Annotated in this window: 18 protein-coding genes; 17 read left to right on the top strand and 1 reads right to left on the bottom strand. The window is 70.9% G+C overall.

Features of this window, described 5'->3' with window-relative positions; genetic code table 11:
* The 4 genes from SGA01_RS39670 to nusB form a co-directional block, all read left to right on the top strand.
* On the top strand, positions 1-898 hold an 898-nt coding region (locus tag SGA01_RS39670), incomplete at its 5' end, for an AAA family ATPase (protein ID WP_371866320.1).
* 89 nt (positions 899-987) lie between these two features.
* The gene (locus tag SGA01_RS39665) at positions 988-2,100 is read left to right on the top strand and encodes an aminopeptidase P family protein (protein WP_055644571.1); all 1,113 of its coding nucleotides are present in this window, start codon (positions 988-990) and stop codon (positions 2,098-2,100) included.
* Positions 2,101-2,149: 49 nt separating this feature from the next.
* Complete coding sequence (gene efp / locus SGA01_RS39660) at positions 2,150-2,716, top strand: elongation factor P (protein WP_141303185.1); 567 nt, start codon at positions 2,150-2,152, stop codon at positions 2,714-2,716.
* Between the two features lie 2 nt (positions 2,717-2,718).
* Positions 2,719-3,156 (top strand): transcription antitermination factor NusB, encoded by a 438-nt coding sequence (gene nusB, locus SGA01_RS39655; protein ID WP_055644573.1) that lies wholly within the window; start codon positions 2,719-2,721, stop codon positions 3,154-3,156.
* Positions 3,157-3,373: 217 nt separating this feature from the next.
* Here the strand turns inward: nusB and bldD are convergent, their stop codons facing one another.
* Positions 3,374-3,874, bottom strand: coding sequence for a transcriptional regulator BldD (gene bldD / locus SGA01_RS39650; protein ID WP_005319862.1), 501 nt, complete (start codon positions 3,872-3,874; stop codon positions 3,374-3,376).
* A 244-nt stretch (positions 3,875-4,118) separates the two neighbouring features.
* On the opposite strand from bldD, the gene pyrR reads away from it, so the two are divergent.
* From pyrR to SGA01_RS39585, 13 genes are all read left to right on the top strand, one after another.
* Positions 4,119-4,682 (top strand): bifunctional pyr operon transcriptional regulator/uracil phosphoribosyltransferase PyrR, encoded by a 564-nt coding sequence (gene pyrR / locus SGA01_RS39645; protein WP_141303183.1) that lies wholly within the window; start codon positions 4,119-4,121, stop codon positions 4,680-4,682.
* An 84-nt stretch (positions 4,683-4,766) separates the two neighbouring features.
* On the top strand, positions 4,767-5,756 hold the full coding sequence (locus SGA01_RS39640; protein WP_055644575.1) for an aspartate carbamoyltransferase catalytic subunit: 990 nt from the start codon (positions 4,767-4,769) through the stop codon (positions 5,754-5,756).
* Positions 5,757-5,758: 2 nt separating this feature from the next.
* Positions 5,759-7,045 (top strand): dihydroorotase, encoded by a 1,287-nt coding sequence (locus SGA01_RS39635; protein ID WP_141303181.1) that lies wholly within the window; start codon positions 5,759-5,761, stop codon positions 7,043-7,045.
* On the top strand, positions 7,042-7,620 hold the full coding sequence (locus SGA01_RS39630) for a PH-like domain-containing protein (RefSeq protein ID WP_141303179.1): 579 nt from the start codon (positions 7,042-7,044) through the stop codon (positions 7,618-7,620). Before SGA01_RS39635 ends, SGA01_RS39630 begins: the two co-directional genes overlap by 4 nt.
* On the top strand, positions 7,617-8,765 hold the full coding sequence (carA, locus tag SGA01_RS39625; protein ID WP_141303177.1) for a glutamine-hydrolyzing carbamoyl-phosphate synthase small subunit: 1,149 nt from the start codon (positions 7,617-7,619) through the stop codon (positions 8,763-8,765). The genes SGA01_RS39630 and carA overlap by 4 nt, the downstream gene beginning before the upstream one ends.
* On the top strand, positions 8,758-12,066 hold the full coding sequence (gene carB / locus SGA01_RS39620) for a carbamoyl-phosphate synthase large subunit (protein WP_141303175.1): 3,309 nt from the start codon (positions 8,758-8,760) through the stop codon (positions 12,064-12,066). The genes carA and carB overlap by 8 nt, the downstream gene beginning before the upstream one ends.
* 75 nt (positions 12,067-12,141) lie before the next feature.
* On the top strand, positions 12,142-13,251 hold the full coding sequence (locus tag SGA01_RS39615; protein WP_141303173.1) for a quinone-dependent dihydroorotate dehydrogenase: 1,110 nt from the start codon (positions 12,142-12,144) through the stop codon (positions 13,249-13,251).
* The gene (gene pyrF / locus SGA01_RS39610) at positions 13,248-14,084 is read left to right on the top strand and encodes an orotidine-5'-phosphate decarboxylase (RefSeq protein WP_055644581.1); all 837 of its coding nucleotides are present in this window, start codon (positions 13,248-13,250) and stop codon (positions 14,082-14,084) included. Before SGA01_RS39615 ends, pyrF begins: the two co-directional genes overlap by 4 nt.
* A 342-nt stretch (positions 14,085-14,426) precedes the next feature.
* Positions 14,427-14,750 (top strand): integration host factor, encoded by a 324-nt coding sequence (locus SGA01_RS39605; protein ID WP_017242220.1) that lies wholly within the window; start codon positions 14,427-14,429, stop codon positions 14,748-14,750.
* A 49-nt stretch (positions 14,751-14,799) separates the two neighbouring features.
* A complete protein-coding gene (gene gmk / locus SGA01_RS39600) occupies positions 14,800-15,372 on the top strand; it encodes a guanylate kinase (RefSeq protein WP_141303171.1) in 573 nt (190 codons plus the stop codon).
* A gap of 56 nt (positions 15,373-15,428) precedes the next feature.
* The gene (gene rpoZ / locus SGA01_RS39595) at positions 15,429-15,701 is read left to right on the top strand and encodes a DNA-directed RNA polymerase subunit omega (RefSeq protein WP_017242218.1); all 273 of its coding nucleotides are present in this window, start codon (positions 15,429-15,431) and stop codon (positions 15,699-15,701) included.
* A 96-nt stretch (positions 15,702-15,797) separates the two neighbouring features.
* Entirely contained in the window at positions 15,798-17,021 is a 1,224-nt protein-coding gene (coaBC, locus tag SGA01_RS39590; protein WP_229918042.1) for a bifunctional phosphopantothenoylcysteine decarboxylase/phosphopantothenate--cysteine ligase CoaBC, read from the top strand.
* A gap of 287 nt (positions 17,022-17,308) precedes the next feature.
* Positions 17,309-17,531 (top strand): S-adenosylmethionine synthetase N-terminal domain-containing protein (locus SGA01_RS39585; protein ID WP_304364586.1); only part of this gene is annotated, 223 nt, incomplete at its 3' end.

The following is a 17,531-nucleotide window of genomic DNA, read 5'->3' as shown; positions in this document are numbered from 1 at the left end:
CCCGCCCCTCCCGCCCACGCCCCCGCCCCCGCAGAGCGGCCCGTACCCCGCGCCGAGCGCCGGGTCCCGGCTCGGCGTGCACCCCGCCCTCCAGGCGGGCGCTCCCCGGCCGCAGCACCCCGCGCCGCCTCCGCACACCGCTCCGCCCGCCCCGGGCCCCGGCGGACCGGGCTGGGGCGCCCCCGGAGCCGTACCGCAGCACCCGGCCGCCCCGCAGCATCCGACGGTCCCCCACCACGCGACCCGGGCCCCGCTCCGCGCGGACCTCACCGGTCACGTCCCGCTGCCGCCCGTGGGCGCGCCCGTCGCGCCGCCCGTGGAGCACGGCGGGGGGACGGGCGGGGCGACCCTCGCCGTGCTGCTCATCGGCCCCGCGGGCGCCGGCAAGACGACCGTCGCCCGCCACTGGGCCCAGCGCCGCCGCGTGCCCACCGCGCACATCAGCCTCGACGACGTGCGCGAGTGGGTCTGCTCCGGCTTCGCCGACCCGCAGTCCGGCTGGAACGAGCACTCGGAGGCGCAGTACCGGCTCGCCCGCCGCACCTGCGGCTTCGCCGCGCGCAACTTCCTCGCCAACGGCATCTCCTGCATCGTCGACGACGCCGTCTTCCCCGACCGGCCCGTCGTCGGACTCGGCGGCTGGAAGCGGCACGTCGGCCCCGGCCTGCTGCCCGTCGTGCTCCTGCCGGGCCTGGAGATCGTCCTGGAGCGCAACGCCGAGCGCAGCGGCAACCGGCGCCTCTCGGACGAGGAGGTCGCCGCCATCCACGGCCGGATGGCCGGCTGGTACGGCTCCGGCCTGCCGATCATCGACAACTCCACGTACGACGTGGAGACCACCGCGCGCGTCCTCGACGACGTCCTCGCCCGCGCGATAGCGAGTCCGCCCGCCTGGTGACCCGGCGCGGGAGCTGCCGTGCGGGGCGCTCCCGCACGGTCGGCCGCGCAGAACAGGCCACCTCGCCGAGCTCCTCGTAGGCTCGGAGCATGTCAGAGGTGTATGCGGACCGCCGTGTACGGCTGCGCGATCGGTGCGCGGCCGCGGGCAGCCCGGCGGCCCTGGTCTCCCGCCCTGCCAACGTCCGCTATCTCGCGGGCGGTTCGCCCGCGGGAGCCGTCCTGCTCGTCGGCCCCGAACCGGCCGCGGACGTCCTGCTCTGCCCGGTCGCGCCCGGCGCCGAGCCGGCCGACGGACGGCTCGACGAGCTGCTCCGGCAGCAGGTCCTGCCCGCCGGCGGGGGTGATCCGGCGGTCGCGGCCGTCGACCTCGCCCGCCGGGCGGGCGCCGACGCGCTCGCCGTCGAGGAACACGACCTGACCGTGGCCCGGCACCGCGCCATGGGCTCCGTCGCGCCCGGCCTCCACCTCGCGGACCTCGCCTGCGCCGTGGAACAGCTCAGGATCGTCAAGGACGAGGACGAGATCGCCTGCCTGCGGATCGCCGCCGAGATCGCCGACCAGGCCCTCGGCGAGCTCCTGGAGTCGATCCTGGTGGGGCGGACCGAGCGCCACCTCGCCCTGGAGCTGGAGCGGCGGCTCGTCGACCACGGCGCCGACGGGGCCGCCTTCCCGACCTCGGTGGCGACCGGCCCGCACTCCGGGCGCCGGAGGCACCGGCCCACCGACCGCCGGGTCGAGGAGGGTGATTTCCTCTCCGTGTGCCTCGGCGCCGACTATCGCGGCTACCGGTGCGAGATCGGCCGCACCTTCGTCATCGGCACGGCGCCCGCCGACTGGCAGATCGAGCTGTACGAGCTCGTCTTCGCCGCTCAGCGGGCCGGACGCGAGTCCCTCGCACCGGGCGCCGAGTACCGTGACGTGGACCGGGCGGCCCGCCAGATCCTGGACTCCGGAGGCCACGCGGAGGCCGCCGTGCCGCTCACCGGGCACGGGGTGGGGCTCGAAATCGACGAGGACCCGCAGCTCTCACCCTCGGCCATGGGTAAACTGGACGCTTGTGTGCCGGTCACCGTCGAACCGGGGGTCCACCTCCCGGGCCGGGGCGGGGTCCGGATCGATGACACGCTCGTCGTGCGCCAGGAGGCGGACGGCGGACCCGAGCTACTCACCATCACGACCAAGGAGCTGCTCGCGCTGTAGAGCGCGTACGTCTCCGCGGTCCCACGTCAGTCCAGGAGATTCCGCAACCGTGGCTTCCACGAACGACCTCAAGAACGGCATGGTGCTCAAGCTCGACGGGGGCCAGCTCTGGTCCGTCGTCGAGTTCCAGCACGTCAAGCCCGGCAAGGGCCCGGCCTTCGTGCGCACCAAGCTCAAGAACGTGCTGTCCGGCAAGGTCGTCGACAAGACGTTCAACGCCGGCGTCAAGGTCGAGACGGCCACCATCGACCGCCGCGACATGCAGTTCTCCTACATGGACGGCGACTACTTCGTCTTCATGGACGAGCAGACCTACGACCAGCTGATGGTCGACCGCAAGTCCGTCGGCGACGCCGCCAACTTCCTCATCGAGGGCTTCACCGCCTCCGTCGCCCAGCACGAGGGCTCGGTGCTCTACGTCGAGCTCCCGGCTGCCGTCGAGCTGACGATCAAGCACACCGACCCGGGCGTCCAGGGCGACCGCTCCACCGGCGGCACCAAGCCCGCCACGCTGGAGACCGGCCACGAGATCCAGGTCCCGCTCTTCATCACCACCGGTGAGAAGATCAAGGTCGACACCCGCACCAGCGACTACCTCGGCCGGGTGAACAAGTAACCGTGGCCGCTCGGAGCAAGGCCCGCAAGCGCGCCTTCCAGATCCTCTTCGAGGCGGACCAGCGCGGTGCCTCCGTCCAGGAGGTTCTCGCGGACCAGGTCCGGCACGCGCGGTCGGACGACCGCCAGCCGCCGGTGAACGACTTCACCATGCAGCTGGTCGAGGGCTACGCGTCCCACGTGGCTCGGATCGACGAGCTCATCGCGACCTACGCCGTGGACTGGGACCTCGACCGGATGCCGGTCGCCGACCGGAACATCGTGCGCCTCGGTGCGTACGAACTGATCTGGGAGGACGGCACGCCGGACGCGGTCGCGATCGACGAGGCGGTGCAGCTCGCCAAGGAGTTCTCGACCGACGAGTCCCCGAACTTCGTCAACGGCCTGCTGGCGCGCTTCAAGGACCTGAAGCCGCGTCTGCGCCGGGACGCGGACGTCTGAGTCCGTAGGGACGCCAGGACGTCACCTGGCCGAAGGGGCCCGCAGCTCACGCTGCGGGCCCCTTCGGCCTGTCCGGGTCCCTGAGGGCGGCGGCTCGCCCGGAGCGCCTGAGCGGGCCGTACAGGGCCGGGAAAAGCACCGGGCCCGTGGACGTCGGATGACGTCCACGGGCCCGGCGGTACGTTTCTGCTGTTGCCTCGGAAGGACAGCGGAAGGGTCAGCTCTCCTCGTGGGCGACCGCGCGGCGCGCGTCCGCGTCGAGAACGCCCCAGCTGATCAGCTGCTCGGTGAGGACCGAGGGGGACTGGTCGTAGATGACGGCCAGGGTGCGCAGGTCGTCCTGGCGGATCGACAGCACCTTGCCGTTGTAGTCGCCGCGCTGCGACTGGATCGTCGCCGCGTAGCGCTGGAGCGGGCCGGCCTTCTCCTGGGGGACGTGCGCGAGCCGCTCCAGGTCGAGGACCAGCTTCGGCGGCGGCTCGGCGGCCCCGCCCGGGGTCGTGCCCGGCAGGAGCTCCTGCACCGGCACCCCGTAGAAGTCGGCCAGCTCGGCGAGACGCTGCACGGTCACCGCGCGGTCACCACGCTCGTAAGAGCCGACCACCACGGCCTTCCAGCGGCCCTGGGACTTCTCCTCCACCCCGTGGAGGGAAAGACCCTGCTGGGTGCGGATGGCACGGAGTTTGGCCCCGAGCTGCTTTGCGTATTCGCTGGACATAACGCTCCCGGACGCTGTGACGACATGCGGCTGCGCCGCGCGGCTGGTAACTCACTGTGAGGTTACGCAGCGTTACTCTTTCCCGTCAAGCCGAAAGGTCCGTACCGCCCCCTCCCGGGGGACGTCGCCGGGGGTGGGGCGGGGGCGCCGGAAGCGGAACGACACGCCCCTGGTAATGTTGACCGCGCAAATCCGACGTCCTTTAAGAGCCGTCCCGTGAGGCGGAGAAGGAGGTCCGTTTCCCATGGACGCTCAGCAGTACAGCGATGACGCCCGGCCCGTGCTCGAGGCCCCGGACATCGCGCGGGTCCTGACCCGCATCGCCCACGAGATCGTCGAACGCGCCAAGGGCGCCGACGACGTGGTCCTCCTCGGCATCCCCACCCGCGGTGTCTACCTCGCCCGCCGGCTCGCCGAGAAGCTCGAATCGATCACCGGCACCAAGATCCCGGTCGGTTCCCTCGACATCACCATGTACCGGGACGACCTGCGGCTGAAGCCGGCCCGCGCCATCGGCCGCACCGACATCCCCGGTGACGGCATCGACGGCCGCCTCGTCGTCCTCGTCGACGACGTGCTCTTCTCCGGCCGCACCATCCGCGCCGCCCTCGACGCCCTCGGCGACATCGGCCGTCCGCGCGCCGTCCAGCTCGCCGTCCTCGTCGACCGCGGCCACCGCGAACTTCCGATCCGCGCCGACTACGTCGGCAAGAACCTCCCCACGTCGCTGCGGGAGACGGTCAAGGTCCAGCTCGCCGAGGAAGACGGTCGCGACACCGTCCTGCTCGGTACCCAGACCACCTCCTAGCCGGACCGGCTCCCCCGCGGGGCAGGGGTACACCCCTGCGCCCCCGCATGCCCGCACGCCTCCCCACCACGGAGAGAAACCCCGATGATGCGTCACCTCATCTCGGCCGCCGACCTCACCCGCGACGACGCCGTCCTGATCCTCGACACCGCCGAGGAGATGGCCCGGGTGGCCGACCGGCCCATCAAGAAGCTGCCGACCCTGCGCGGCCGGACCATCTGCAACCTGTTCTTCGAGGACTCCACCCGGACCCGGATCTCCTTCGAGGCCGCCGAGAAGCGCCTCTCCGCCGACGTGATCAACTTCGCGGCCAAGGGCTCCAGCGTCTCCAAGGGCGAGTCCCTCAAGGACACCGCGCAGACCCTGGAGGCCATGGGCGTCGACGCGGTCGTCATCCGGCACGGAGCCTCCGGCGCCCCGTACCGCCTCGCCACCTCCGGCTGGATCGACGCCCCCGTCATCAACGCCGGCGACGGCACCCACCAGCACCCCACCCAGGCCCTCCTGGACGCCTTCACCATGCGCCGCCGCCTGGTCGGCCGGGACGCCGGACTCGGCCAGGACCTCGCGGGCAAGCGGATCACGCTCGTCGGCGACGTCCTGCACAGCCGCGTCGCCCGCTCCAACGTCGACCTGCTGCACACCCTCGGCGCCGAGGTCACCCTGGTGGCCCCGCCCACGCTGGTCCCCGTCGGCGTGGAGACCTGGCCCTGCGAGGTCTCGTACGACATCGACCGCGTGCTGCCGAAGTCCGACGCGGTGATGATGCTGCGTGTGCAGCGAGAGCGGATGAACGCCGCCTTCTTCCCCACCGAGCGCGAGTACTCCCGCCGGTACGGGCTCGACGGCGACCGGATGGCGAAGATGCCCGAGCACGCCATCGTCATGCACCCCGGACCCATGGTCCGCGGCATGGAGATCACCGCCGAGGTCGCCGACTCCGACCGCTGCACGGTGATCGAGCAGGTCGCCAACGGCGTCTCGATCCGGATGGCCGTCCTCTACCTGCTGCTCGGCGGCAACGACTCCGCCGCCACCGCCCCCAGCACCACCCGCACCGAGGAGAGCAAGTAATCATGAGCAAGATCCTTATCCGTGGTGCGCAGGTGCTCGGTGGCGAGGTCCAGGACGTCCTGATCGACGGCGAGACCATCGCCGAGGTCGGCACCGGGCTGTCCGCCGAGGGCGCGACCGTGATCGAGGCCCAGGGCCAGGTCCTGCTGCCCGGCCTGGTCGACCTCCACACCCACCTGCGCGAGCCCGGCCGCGAGGACTCCGAGACCGTCCTCACCGGCACCCGCGCCGCCGCCTCCGGCGGCTACACCGCCGTCTTCGCCATGGCCAACACCCACCCGGTCGCCGACACCGCCGGTGTCGTCGAGCAGGTCTGGCGCCTCGGCAAGGAGTCCGGCTACTGCGACGTCCAGCCCATCGGCGCCGTCACCGTCGGCCTGGAGGGCAAGAAGCTCGCCGAGCTCGGCGCCATGCACGACTCCGCCGCCGGCGTCACCGTCTTCTCCGACGACGGCAAGTGCGTCGACGACGCCGTGATCATGCGCCGCGCCCTGGAGTACGTGAAGGCCTTCGGCGGCGTCGTCGCCCAGCACGCCCAGGAGCCCCGCCTCACCGAGGGCGCCCAGATGAACGAGGGCATCGTCTCCGCCGAGCTCGGCCTCGGCGGCTGGCCGGCCGTGGCCGAGGAGTCGATCATCGCCCGCGACGTCCTCCTCGCCGAGCACGTCGGCTCCCGCGTCCACATCTGCCACCTCTCCACCGCCGGCTCCGTCGAGATCGTCCGCTGGGCCAAGTCCCGCGGCATCGACGTCACCGCCGAGGTCACCCCGCACCACCTCCTCCTCACGGACGAGCTGGTCCGCTCGTACAACCCCGTCTACAAGGTCAACCCGCCGCTGCGCACCGAGAAGGACGTCCTCGCGCTGCGCGAGGCGCTGGCCGACGGCACGATCGACATCGTCGCCACCGACCACGCCCCGCACCCGCACGAGGACAAGGACTGCGAGTGGGCCGCCGCCGCCATGGGCATGGTCGGCCTGGAGACCGCCCTCTCCGTCGTCCAGCAGACGATGGTCGAGACCGGCCTCCTCGACTGGGCCGGCGTCGCCGACCGGATGTCCTTCGCCCCGGCCCGCATCGGACGGGCCACCGGCCACGGACGACCCGTCTCGGCTGGTGAGCCCGCGAACCTGACGCTGGTCGATCCGGCTTACCGTGGTGTCGTGGACCCCGCGGACTTCGCCTCCCGCAGCCGCAACACCCCCTACGAGGGCCGTGAGCTGCCGGGACGCGTCACCCACACCATCCTGCGGGGCCGGGCAACGGTCGTGGACGGGAAGCTGGCGTGACACCACTCATCGCAATCGCCGCAGAGGCGGCGGACCAGAAGTCGGCGGAAGTGACCGACTGGGCCGGACGGATCGGCTGGGTCGCCGGACTCCTGCTCTTCGTCGTCCTCGTCTACTGGCTGATGCGCCAGGGCTGGAAGTGGCGCGGCAGCCTCCAGTCGGACCTGCCCGAGCTGCCCACCGCGCCGGAGGCCCCCGGTGCGACGAGACTGACTCTCAGCGGGCGCTACCACGGGTCCACGACCGCCGGGCAGTGGCTCGACCGGATCGTCGCCCACGGCCTCGGCACCCGCAGCCGCGTCGAGCTCACGCTCAGCGACGCCGGAATCGCGGTCGTACGCCCCGGGGCGAACGACTTCTTCATCCCGGCGGACGCCCTGCGCGAGGCCCGCCTCGACAAGGGCATCGCGGGCAAGGTCCTCGCCGAGGGCGGCCTGCTGATCGTCACCTGGGCCCACGGGGAGAAGCTGCTCGACTCCGGCTTCCGCTCCGACCGGGCGGCCGAGCACACCGCCTGGGTCGAGGCCCTCAACTCCATGAACCACACCACCACGACGGAAGGCATCGCACGATGACGACCTCCACCAGGGGAGCCGCCAAGACTCCCGCCGTACTCGTCCTGGAGGACGGCCGCATCTTCCGCGGCCGCGCCTACGGGGCCGTGGGGGAGACCTTCGGCGAGGCCGTGTTCTCCACCGGCATGACCGGCTACCAGGAGACCCTCACCGACCCGTCGTACCACCGCCAGGTCGTCGTCATGACCGCCCCGCACGTCGGCAACACCGGCGTCAACGACGAGGACCCCGAGTCCGCCCGCATCTGGGTCTCCGGCTACGTCGTCCGCGACCCCGCCCGCGTCTCCTCCAACTGGCGAGCCCAGCGCTCGCTGGACGAGGAGCTGGAGCGCCAGGGCGTCGTCGGCATCTCCGGCATCGACACCCGCGCCCTCACCCGCCACCTGCGCGAGCGCGGCGCCATGCGCGTCGGCATCTTCTCGGGCGAGGCCTGGAGCGGTGTCCGCGACGAGGCCCTCCTGGCGAAGGTCCAGGAGCAGCCCCAGATGAAGGGCGCGAACCTCTCCGCCGAGGTCGCCACCAAGGAGACGTACGTCGTCCCCGCGATCGGTACGAAGAAGTTCACCGTCGCCGCCGTCGACCTCGGCATCAAGGGCATGACCCCGCACCGGATGGCCGAGCGCGGCATCGAGGTCCACGTGCTGCCCGCCACCGCCACCGCCGAGGACATCTACGCGGTGAACCCGGACGGCGTCTTCTTCTCCAACGGCCCGGGCGACCCGGCCACCGCCGACGGCCCCGTCGCCGTCATGCAGGCCGTCCTGGAGCGCAAGACCCCGCTCTTCGGCATCTGCTTCGGCAACCAGATCCTCGGTCGCGCCCTCGGCTTCGGCACCTACAAGCTGAAGTACGGCCACCGCGGCATCAACCAGCCGGTCCAGGACCGCACCACCGGCAAGGTCGAGGTCACCGCGCACAACCACGGCTTCGCCGTCGACGCGCCCCTCGACAAGATCTCCGACACCCCCTTCGGGCGTGCCGAGGTCTCCCACGTGTGCCTGAACGACGACGTCGTGGAAGGCCTCCAGCTGCTCGACCAGCCGGCCTTCTCGGTCCAGTACCACCCCGAGGCGGCCGCGGGCCCGCACGACGCCGCGTACCTCTTCGACCGTTTCGTATCCCTGATGGAGGCCGAGCGTGCCTAAGCGCACCGATATCCAGTCCGTCCTGGTCATCGGCTCCGGCCCGATCGTCATCGGCCAGGCCGCGGAGTTCGACTACTCCGGTACCCAGGCCTGCCGCATCCTCAAGGCCGAGGGCCTGCGGGTCATCCTGGTCAACTCCAACCCGGCCACGATCATGACCGACCCGGAGATCGCCGACGCCACGTACGTCGAGCCGATCACCCCCGAGTTCGTCGAGAAGATCATCGCCAAGGAGCGCCCCGACGCCCTCCTGCCCACCCTCGGCGGCCAGACCGCGCTCAACACCGCGATCTCCATGCACGAGCAGGGTGTCCTGGAGAAGTACGGCGTCGAGCTCATCGGCGCCAACGTCGAGGCCATCAACAAGGGCGAGGACCGCGACCTCTTCAAGGGCGTCGTCGAGGCCGTCAAGGCCAAGATCGGCTACGGCGAGTCCGCCCGCTCGGTCATCTGCCACACCATGGACGACGTGATCAAGGGCGTCGAGACGCTCGGCGGCTACCCCGTCGTCGTCCGCCCCTCCTTCACCATGGGCGGCGCCGGCTCCGGCTTCGCCCACGACGAGGACGAGCTCCGCCGCATCGCCGGCCAGGGCCTCACGCTCTCCCCGACCACCGAGGTGCTCCTGGAGGAGTCCATCCTCGGCTGGAAGGAGTACGAGCTGGAGCTGATGCGCGACAAGAACGACAACGTCGTGGTCGTCTGCTCCATCGAGAACTTCGACCCGATGGGCGTCCACACCGGTGACTCGATCACCGTCGCCCCGGCGATGACGCTCACCGACCGCGAGTACCAGCGGCTCCGCGACATCGGCATCGCGATCATCCGCGAGGTCGGCGTCGACACCGGCGGCTGCAACATCCAGTTCGCGATCGACCCGGTCGACGGCCGGATCATCGTCATCGAGATGAACCCGCGCGTCTCCCGCTCCTCGGCGCTCGCCTCCAAGGCGACCGGCTTCCCGATCGCCAAGATCGCGGCCCGTCTCGCCGTCGGCTACACGCTGGACGAGATCCCGAACGACATCACGGAGAAGACCCCGGCGTCCTTCGAGCCGTCGCTCGACTACGTCGTCGTCAAGGCCCCGCGCTTCGCCTTCGAGAAGTTCCCGTCCGCCGACTCCACCCTCACCACGACCATGAAGTCGGTCGGCGAGGCCATGGCGATCGGCCGCAACTTCACCGAGGCGCTCCAGAAGGCCCTGCGCTCCCTGGAGAAGAAGGGCTCGCAGTTCACCTTCGTCGGCGAGCCCGGCGACAAGGCCGAGCTCCTGCGCGAGGCGGTCCGCCCGACCGACGGCCGCATCAACACCGTCATGCAGGCGATCCGCGCCGGCGCCACCCCGGAGGAGGTCTTCGAGTCCACGAAGATCGACCCGTGGTTCGTCGACCAGCTCTTCCTGATCAAGGAGATCGCCGACGAGCTGGCCGCGGCCGAGAAGCTCCACCCGGAGATCCTGGCCGAGGCCAAGCGCCACGGCTTCTCCGACGCCCAGATCGCCGAGATCCGCGGCCTGCGCGAGGACGTCGTCCGCGAGGTCCGGCACGCCCTCGGCGTCCGCCCGGTCTACAAGACGGTCGACACCTGCGCCGCCGAGTTCGCCGCCAAGACCCCGTACTTCTACTCCTCGTACGACGAGGAGAGCGAGGTCGCGCCGCGCACCAAGCCCGCCGTGATCATCCTGGGCTCCGGCCCGAACCGCATCGGCCAGGGCATCGAGTTCGACTACTCCTGCGTCCACGCCTCCTTCGCGCTCAGCGACGCGGGCTACGAGACCGTGATGGTCAACTGCAACCCGGAGACCGTCTCGACGGACTACGACACCTCCGACCGCCTGTACTTCGAGCCGCTGACGCTCGAGGACGTCCTGGAGATCGTCCACGCCGAGACGCTGGCCGGCCCCGTCGCCGGTGTCGTCGTCCAGCTCGGCGGCCAGACCCCGCTGGGCCTGTCGCAGGCGCTCAAGGACAACGGCGTGCCGGTCGTCGGCACCTCCCCGGAGGCCATCCACGCCGCCGAGGACCGCGGCGCCTTCGGCCAGGTCCTCGCCGAGGCCGGCCTCCCCGCCCCGAAGCACGGCACCGCGACCACCTTCGCCGGCGCCAAGGCCATCGCCGACGAGATCGGCTACCCCGTCCTCGTACGCCCGTCGTACGTGCTCGGCGGCCGCGGCATGGAGATCGTGTACGACGAGACCCGCCTCGAGTCGTACATCGCCGAGTCCACCGAGATCAGCCCCACCCGGCCGGTCCTGGTCGACCGCTTCCTCGACGACGCCATCGAGATCGACGTCGACGCCCTCTACGACGGCCACGAGCTCTACCTCGGCGGCGTCATGGAGCACATCGAGGAGGCCGGCATCCACTCCGGCGACTCGGCCTGCGCCCTGCCCCCGATCACCCTCGGCGGCTTCGACATCAAGCGCCTGCGCATCTCCACCGAGGCGATCGCCAAGGGCGTCGGCGTCCGCGGCCTGATCAACATCCAGTTCGCGATGGCCGGCGACATCCTGTACGTGCTGGAGGCGAACCCCCGCGCCTCCCGGACCGTCCCCTTCACCTCGAAGGCGACCGCCGTCCCGCTCGCGAAGGCCGCCGCCCGCATCTCGCTCGGCGCCACCATCGCCGAGCTGCGCGAGGAGGGCCTGCTGCCGAAGAACGGCGACGGCGGCACCCTGCCGATCGACGCGCCGATCTCCGTCAAGGAGGCCGTCATGCCGTGGTCGCGCTTCCGCGACATCCACGGCCGCGGCGTCGACACCGTCCTCGGCCCGGAGATGCGCTCCACCGGCGAGGTCATGGGCATCGACGCGGTCTTCGGCACGGCGTACGCCAAGTCGCAGGCCGGCGCCTACGGCCCGCTGCCCACCAAGGGCCGCGCGTTCATCTCCGTCGCCAACCGCGACAAGCGCTCGATGATCTTCCCGGCGCGCGAGCTCGTCGCCCACGGCTTCGAGCTGCTCGCCACCTCCGGCACCGCCGAGGTCCTCAAGCGCAACGGCATCAACGCCACCGTCGTGCGCAAGCTCAGCGAGGGCGAGGGCCCGAACGGCGAGAAGACCATCGTCCAGCTGATCCACGACGGCCAGGTCGACCTGATCGTCAACACCCCGTACGGCACCGGCGGCCGCCTCGACGGCTACGAGATCCGTACGGCCGCGGTGGCGCGCAGCGTCCCGTGCCTCACCACGGTCCAGGCGCTCGCCGCGGCCGTCCAGGGCATCGACGCGCTCAACCACGGCGACGTCGGCGTCCGCTCGCTCCAGGAACACGCGGAGCATCTGACCGCGGCCCGCGACTAGCAGCCCGTACGAATGAGGGGGACACCGGAGACACCGCGGTGTCCCCCTCTTCATGAGCACACCTGGACCTCCCGCATGTACAAGTTCTTCTTCAACCTCGTCTTCAAGCGCATGGACCCCGAGAAGGCCCACTACCTGGCCTTCCGCTGGATCCGCGTCGCCGCCCGCGTCCCCGTCCTGCGGACCTTCGTCGCCGCCGTCCTGGCGCCCCGCTACAAGGAGCTGGGCACCGAGGCCCTCGGCCTGCGGATGCACGGCCCCTTCGGCCTCGCCGCCGGCTTCGACAAGAACGCCGTCGCCATCGACGGCATGGCCATGCTCGGCTTCGACCACATCGAGATCGGCACGGTCACCGGCGAGGCACAGCCCGGCAACCCCAAGAAGCGCCTCTTCCGGCTGGTCCCGGACCGCGCCCTGATCAACCGCATGGGCTTCAACAACGAGGGCTCCGCCGCCGTCGCCGAGCGGCTGGGGACCCGTACGCCGGTCTTCAGGACCGTCGTCGGCGTCAACATCGGCAAGACCAAGGTCGTCCCGGAGGCCGAGGCCGCCGCCGACTACGTGAAGTCCACCGAGCGCCTCGCCGCGCACGCCGACTACCTGGTCGTGAACGTCTCCTCGCCGAACACCCCCGGCCTGCGCAACCTCCAGGCCACCGAGTCCCTCCGCCCGCTGCTCACGGCGGTACGGGAAGCGGCCGACCGCGCGGTCACCGGCCGCCGGGTCCCGCTCCTCGTCAAGATCGCCCCCGACCTCGCCGACGAGGACGTCGACGCGGTCGCCGACCTCGCTCTGGAGCTCGGCCTCGACGGCATCATCGCCACCAACACCACCATCGCCCGCGAGGGACTCGGCCTGAAGTCCGACCCCGCGCTGATCAAGGAGACCGGCGGCCTCTCCGGCGCCCCCGTCAAGGAGCGCTCCCTGGCCGTCCTGCGCCGCCTCCACGCGCGCGTGGGCGACCGGCTCGTCCTGGTGGGCGTCGGCGGCATCGAGAACGCCGAGGACGCCTGGCAGCGCATCCTCGCCGGAGCCACCCTGATCCAGGGCTACAGCGCCTTCATCTACGAGGGCCCGTTCTACGCCCGCGCGATCCACAAGGGCCTCGCCGCGCGCCTCGCCGCCTCCCCGTACGCCACCCTCGCCGAGGCCGTCGGCGCCGACAACCGAAAGGCCGCCAAGTGACTCTCTCCTTCGGCACCCGCCTGCGCTCCGCCATGGACGAGCGCGGCCCGCTCTGCGTCGGCATCGACCCGCACGCAGCCCTGCTCGACTCCTGGGGCCTGACCGACGACATCGCCGGCCTCGAGCGCTTCACCTTCACGGTCGTCGAGGCGCTCGCCGACACCGTCGCCGTCTTCAAGCCGCAGGCCGCCTTCTTCGAGCGCTTCGGCTCGCGCGGCGTCGCCGTCCTGGAGCGCGCCGTCGCCGACCTGCGCGCCGCGGGCGGCCTGGTCGTCATGGACGCCAAGCGCGGCGACATCGGCTCCACGATGGCCGCGTACGCCGAGGCCTTCCTGCGCAAGGACTCCCCGCTCTTCTCCGACGCGCTCACGGTCTCCCCGTACCTGGGCTACGGCTCGCTGAAGCCGGCCGTCGACCTGGCCCGGGAGTCCGGCGCCGGTCTCTTCGTCCTGGCGCTCACCTCGAACCCGGAGGGCTCCGAGGTCCAGCGGGCCGTCCGTGAGGACGGCCGCACGATCGGCGCGACCATGCTGGCGCACCTCGCCGAGGAGAACGCGGGGGAGACCCCCATGGGCTCCTTCGGCGCGGTCGTCGGTGCCACCCTCGGCGACCTGTCCTCGTTCGACCTGGACATCAACGGCCCGCTCCTCGCCCCCGGCATCGGTGCCCAGGGCGCGACTCCGGCCGACCTCCCGGCCGTCTTCGGTGCGGCGGTCCGCAACGTCGTCCCGAACGTCAGCCGGGGTGTTCTCCGTCACGGTCCGGACGTGTCCGCCCTGCGGGCCTCGGCGGACCGGTACGCGGACGAGATCCGGGCGGCCGTCGGCGCGTGAGCCCGCTCCCACCGGCTCGCGGTCAATCCGCAGGTCGGAGCGGATCGGCCCGGTGAATCGACCCGGTGTGGGGGCCGGTGAGAGGAACCGTCTCACCAGCCGTCTCTCTACTTGACGAAAACTTGGCTCAAAACCGGGTCGTTATGCCGGAAAAGTCCTGGTCGGTCGATGCTGACCAGGACTTTTCCGCTGTTCTCGCTGACTGGAGCGGCCTCGGCCGCTAGTCTCCGGGGCAGAGCAGGCGTTCAACGGCCACGCCGTGGGACGTTGCTCCACTGGTGTGGGGCGCTGGGTTCCTCACCGGTCCGTATCCGACAGATCGACATCCGAGGTGACGTAGGCGTGGCTCTTCCGCCCCTTACCCCTGAACAGCGCGCAGCCGCGCTCGAGAAGGCCGCCGCGGCTCGCCGGGAGCGGGCCGAGATCAAGAATCGACTCAAGCACTCCGGCGCCTCCCTCCACGAGGTCATCAAGACCGGCCAGGAGAACGACGTCATCGGCAAGATGAAGGTCTCCGCCCTCCTCGAGTCGCTGCCGGGCGTGGGCAAGGTCCGCGCCAAGCAGATCATGGAGCGCCTCGGCATCTCCGAGAGCCGCCGCGTCCGTGGTCTCGGCTCCAACCAGATCGCCTCCCTGGAGCGCGAGTTCGGCAGCACCGGCGCCTGATCCGGGACGCGCGTCCCGGGCACACCGGTAAAGCTGGAATAATCGCTGCATGGCAGCAGAGGCACGTCCGCGGCTGACCGTGCTCTCCGGCCCCTCAGGGGTCGGTAAGAGCACGGTCGTCGCTCATATGCGCAAGGTTCACCCCGAGGTCTGGCTCTCGGTGTCGGCCACGACACGGAAGCCGCGCCCCGGCGAGAAGCACGGCGTCCACTATTTCTTCGTCACGGACGACGAGTTCGACAAGCTGATCGCCAATGGCGAACTCCTCGAATGGGCCGAGTTCGCGGGCAACCGCTACGGAACCCCGAGGCGCGCGGTCCTGGACCGCCTCGACTCCGGCGAGCCCGTGCTCCTGGAGATCGACCTCCAGGGCGCCCGTCAGGTCAAGGACTCGATGTCCGAGTCCCAGCTGGTCTTCCTGGCTCCGCCGAGCTGGGAGGAGCTGGTCCGCCGGCTCACCGGCCGGGGCACCGAGTCGCCCGAGGTCATCGAGCGCCGGCTGGCGGCCGCGAAGATCGAGCTGGCCGCCGAATCGGAGTTCGACACCACGCTCGTCAACACCTCCGTCGAGGACGTCGCACGCGAGCTGCTAACGTTGATGCTGCTGTCATCTGGGGAATGATTTTTCCCGATCTCCACAGCATGTCTGATTTTTTCTCCATCTTCGGAAGGTAGAGCGTGTCCTCTTCCATGACTGCGCCCGAGGGCATCATCAACCCGCCGATCGACGAGCTGCTCGAGGCAACCGACTCGAAGTACAGCCTCGTGATCTACGCGGCCAAGCGCGCGCGTCAGATCAACGCGTACTACTCCCAGCTCGGCGAGGGCCTGCTGGAGTACGTGGGTCCGCTCGTCGACACCCACGTCCACGAGAAGCCGCTCTCGATCGCCCTGCGGGAGATCAACGCGGGTCTGCTGACGTCCGAGGCCATCGAGGGCCCGGCGCAGTAAGCACGTAACGCTTGTCACCGAAGGCCCGGCGGAACAACCGCCGGGCCTTTGGTGTCTCATGGAGTCGTAGGCATCCGAGTGCGGGGAGTGGCAGTGGTGACCAAGCCGAAGGTCGTTCTGGGCGTCAGCGGCGGCATCGCCGCCTACAAGGCCTGCGAGCTGCTGCGCCGGCTCACCGAGTCGGGCCACGACGTGCGTGTCGTGCCCACCGACTCCGCCCTCCACTTCGTCGGCGAGGCGACCTGGTCCGCGCTCTCCGGGCACCCCGTCTCGACCGAGGTGTGGGAGTCGGTGCACGAGGTGCCACACGTACGGATCGGTCAGGGCGCCGACCTCGTCGTCGTCGCCCCCGCGACCGCCGACATGCTCGCCAAGGCCGCCCACGGCCTCGCCGACGACCTCCTCACCAACACGCTGCTCACCGCACGCTGTCCGGTCGTCTTCGCCCCGGCGATGCACACCGAGATGTGGGAGCACCCGGCCACCCAGGAGAACGTCGCCACGCTCCGGCGCCGCGGCGCGATCGTCATCGAGCCCGCCGTCGGCCGCCTCACCGGTGTCGACACCGGCAAGGGCCGGCTGCCCGACCCCGCCGAGATCTTCGAGGTCTGCCGGAGGATCCTGGCGCGCGGCACCGCCGCCCCGGATCTCGCCGGACGGCACGTCGTCGTCAGCGCGGGCGGCACCCGTGAGCCCCTCGACCCCGTCCGCTACCTGGGCAACCGCTCCTCCGGCAAGCAGGGGTACGCCCTCGCCAAGGCCGCAGCCGCGCGCGGGGCCCGGGTCACGCTCGTCGAGGCCAATACCGGCATCCCCGATCCCGCAGGGGTGGACGTCGTCCACGTCGGCACCGCTCTCCAGCTCCGCGAGGCCGTCCTCAAGGCGGCGGGAGACGCCGACGCCGTGGTGATGGCCGCCGCGGTGGCCGATTTCCGTCCGGCCGTCTACGCCTCCGGGAAGATCAAGAAGAAGGACGACGGGGGAGCGCCCACCGTCGAACTCGTCCGCAACCCCGACATCCTCGCCGAGCTCTCCGCCGACCGCGCCCTGCCGGGCCAGATCGTCGTCGGCTTCGCCGCCGAGACCGACGACGTCCTCGCCAACGGGCGCGAGAAGCTCCGCCGCAAGGGCTGTGACCTGCTCGTCGTCAACGAGGTGGGGGAGCGCAAGACCTTCGGATCCGAGGAGAACGAGGCCGTCGTGCTCGCGGCGGACGGCGCCGAGACCCCCGTACCGTACGGGCCGAAGGAGGCGCTCGCCGAGACGGTCTGGGATCTGGTCCTGCCGCTCCTGCGCCCCGCTCCGACCCTCGCCACCTGACGGGTCGGGCCCGGCCCGGACGAACTCGATCTTGGCGTGATGTCACCCTGTGGAAGCGTGTCACGGGAGGCAGGAAACGCCGACCCACGAGTGATTTACGCCGCACCGGAAGAGCGGCCTCCGCCGGGCCGGAGGCCGGTTCCGGTCACCCACGACCATTCGCCAGGCGAGACACCTGGTCCATTGCCCGAGCACGACCGATAGACTGTTCGTGGAACGTCGCGGGGCGCAGCCCCCTGCCGGTCCGTCACGAGTAGCCAGCAGCCGCTGCAACCCCAGGGAGCGTTGTGTCCCGTCGTCTGTTCACCTCGGAGTCCGTCACCGAGGGTCACCCCGACAAGATCGCTGACCAGATCAGCGACACCATCCTCGACGCACTGCTGCGAGAGGACCCCACCTCGCGCGTCGCCGTCGAGACGCTGATCACCACCGGCCTGGTCCACGTCGCCGGCGAGGTGACCACCAAGGCCTGGGCGGACATCCCCACCCTCGTCCGGAACAAGATCCTCG

The sequence above is a fragment of the Streptomyces gardneri genome (assembly GCF_006539185.1).
Taxonomy (GTDB): domain Bacteria; phylum Actinomycetota; class Actinomycetes; order Streptomycetales; family Streptomycetaceae; genus Streptomyces; species Streptomyces gardneri.
This window is presented reverse-complemented; position numbering and strand designations above follow the sequence as displayed.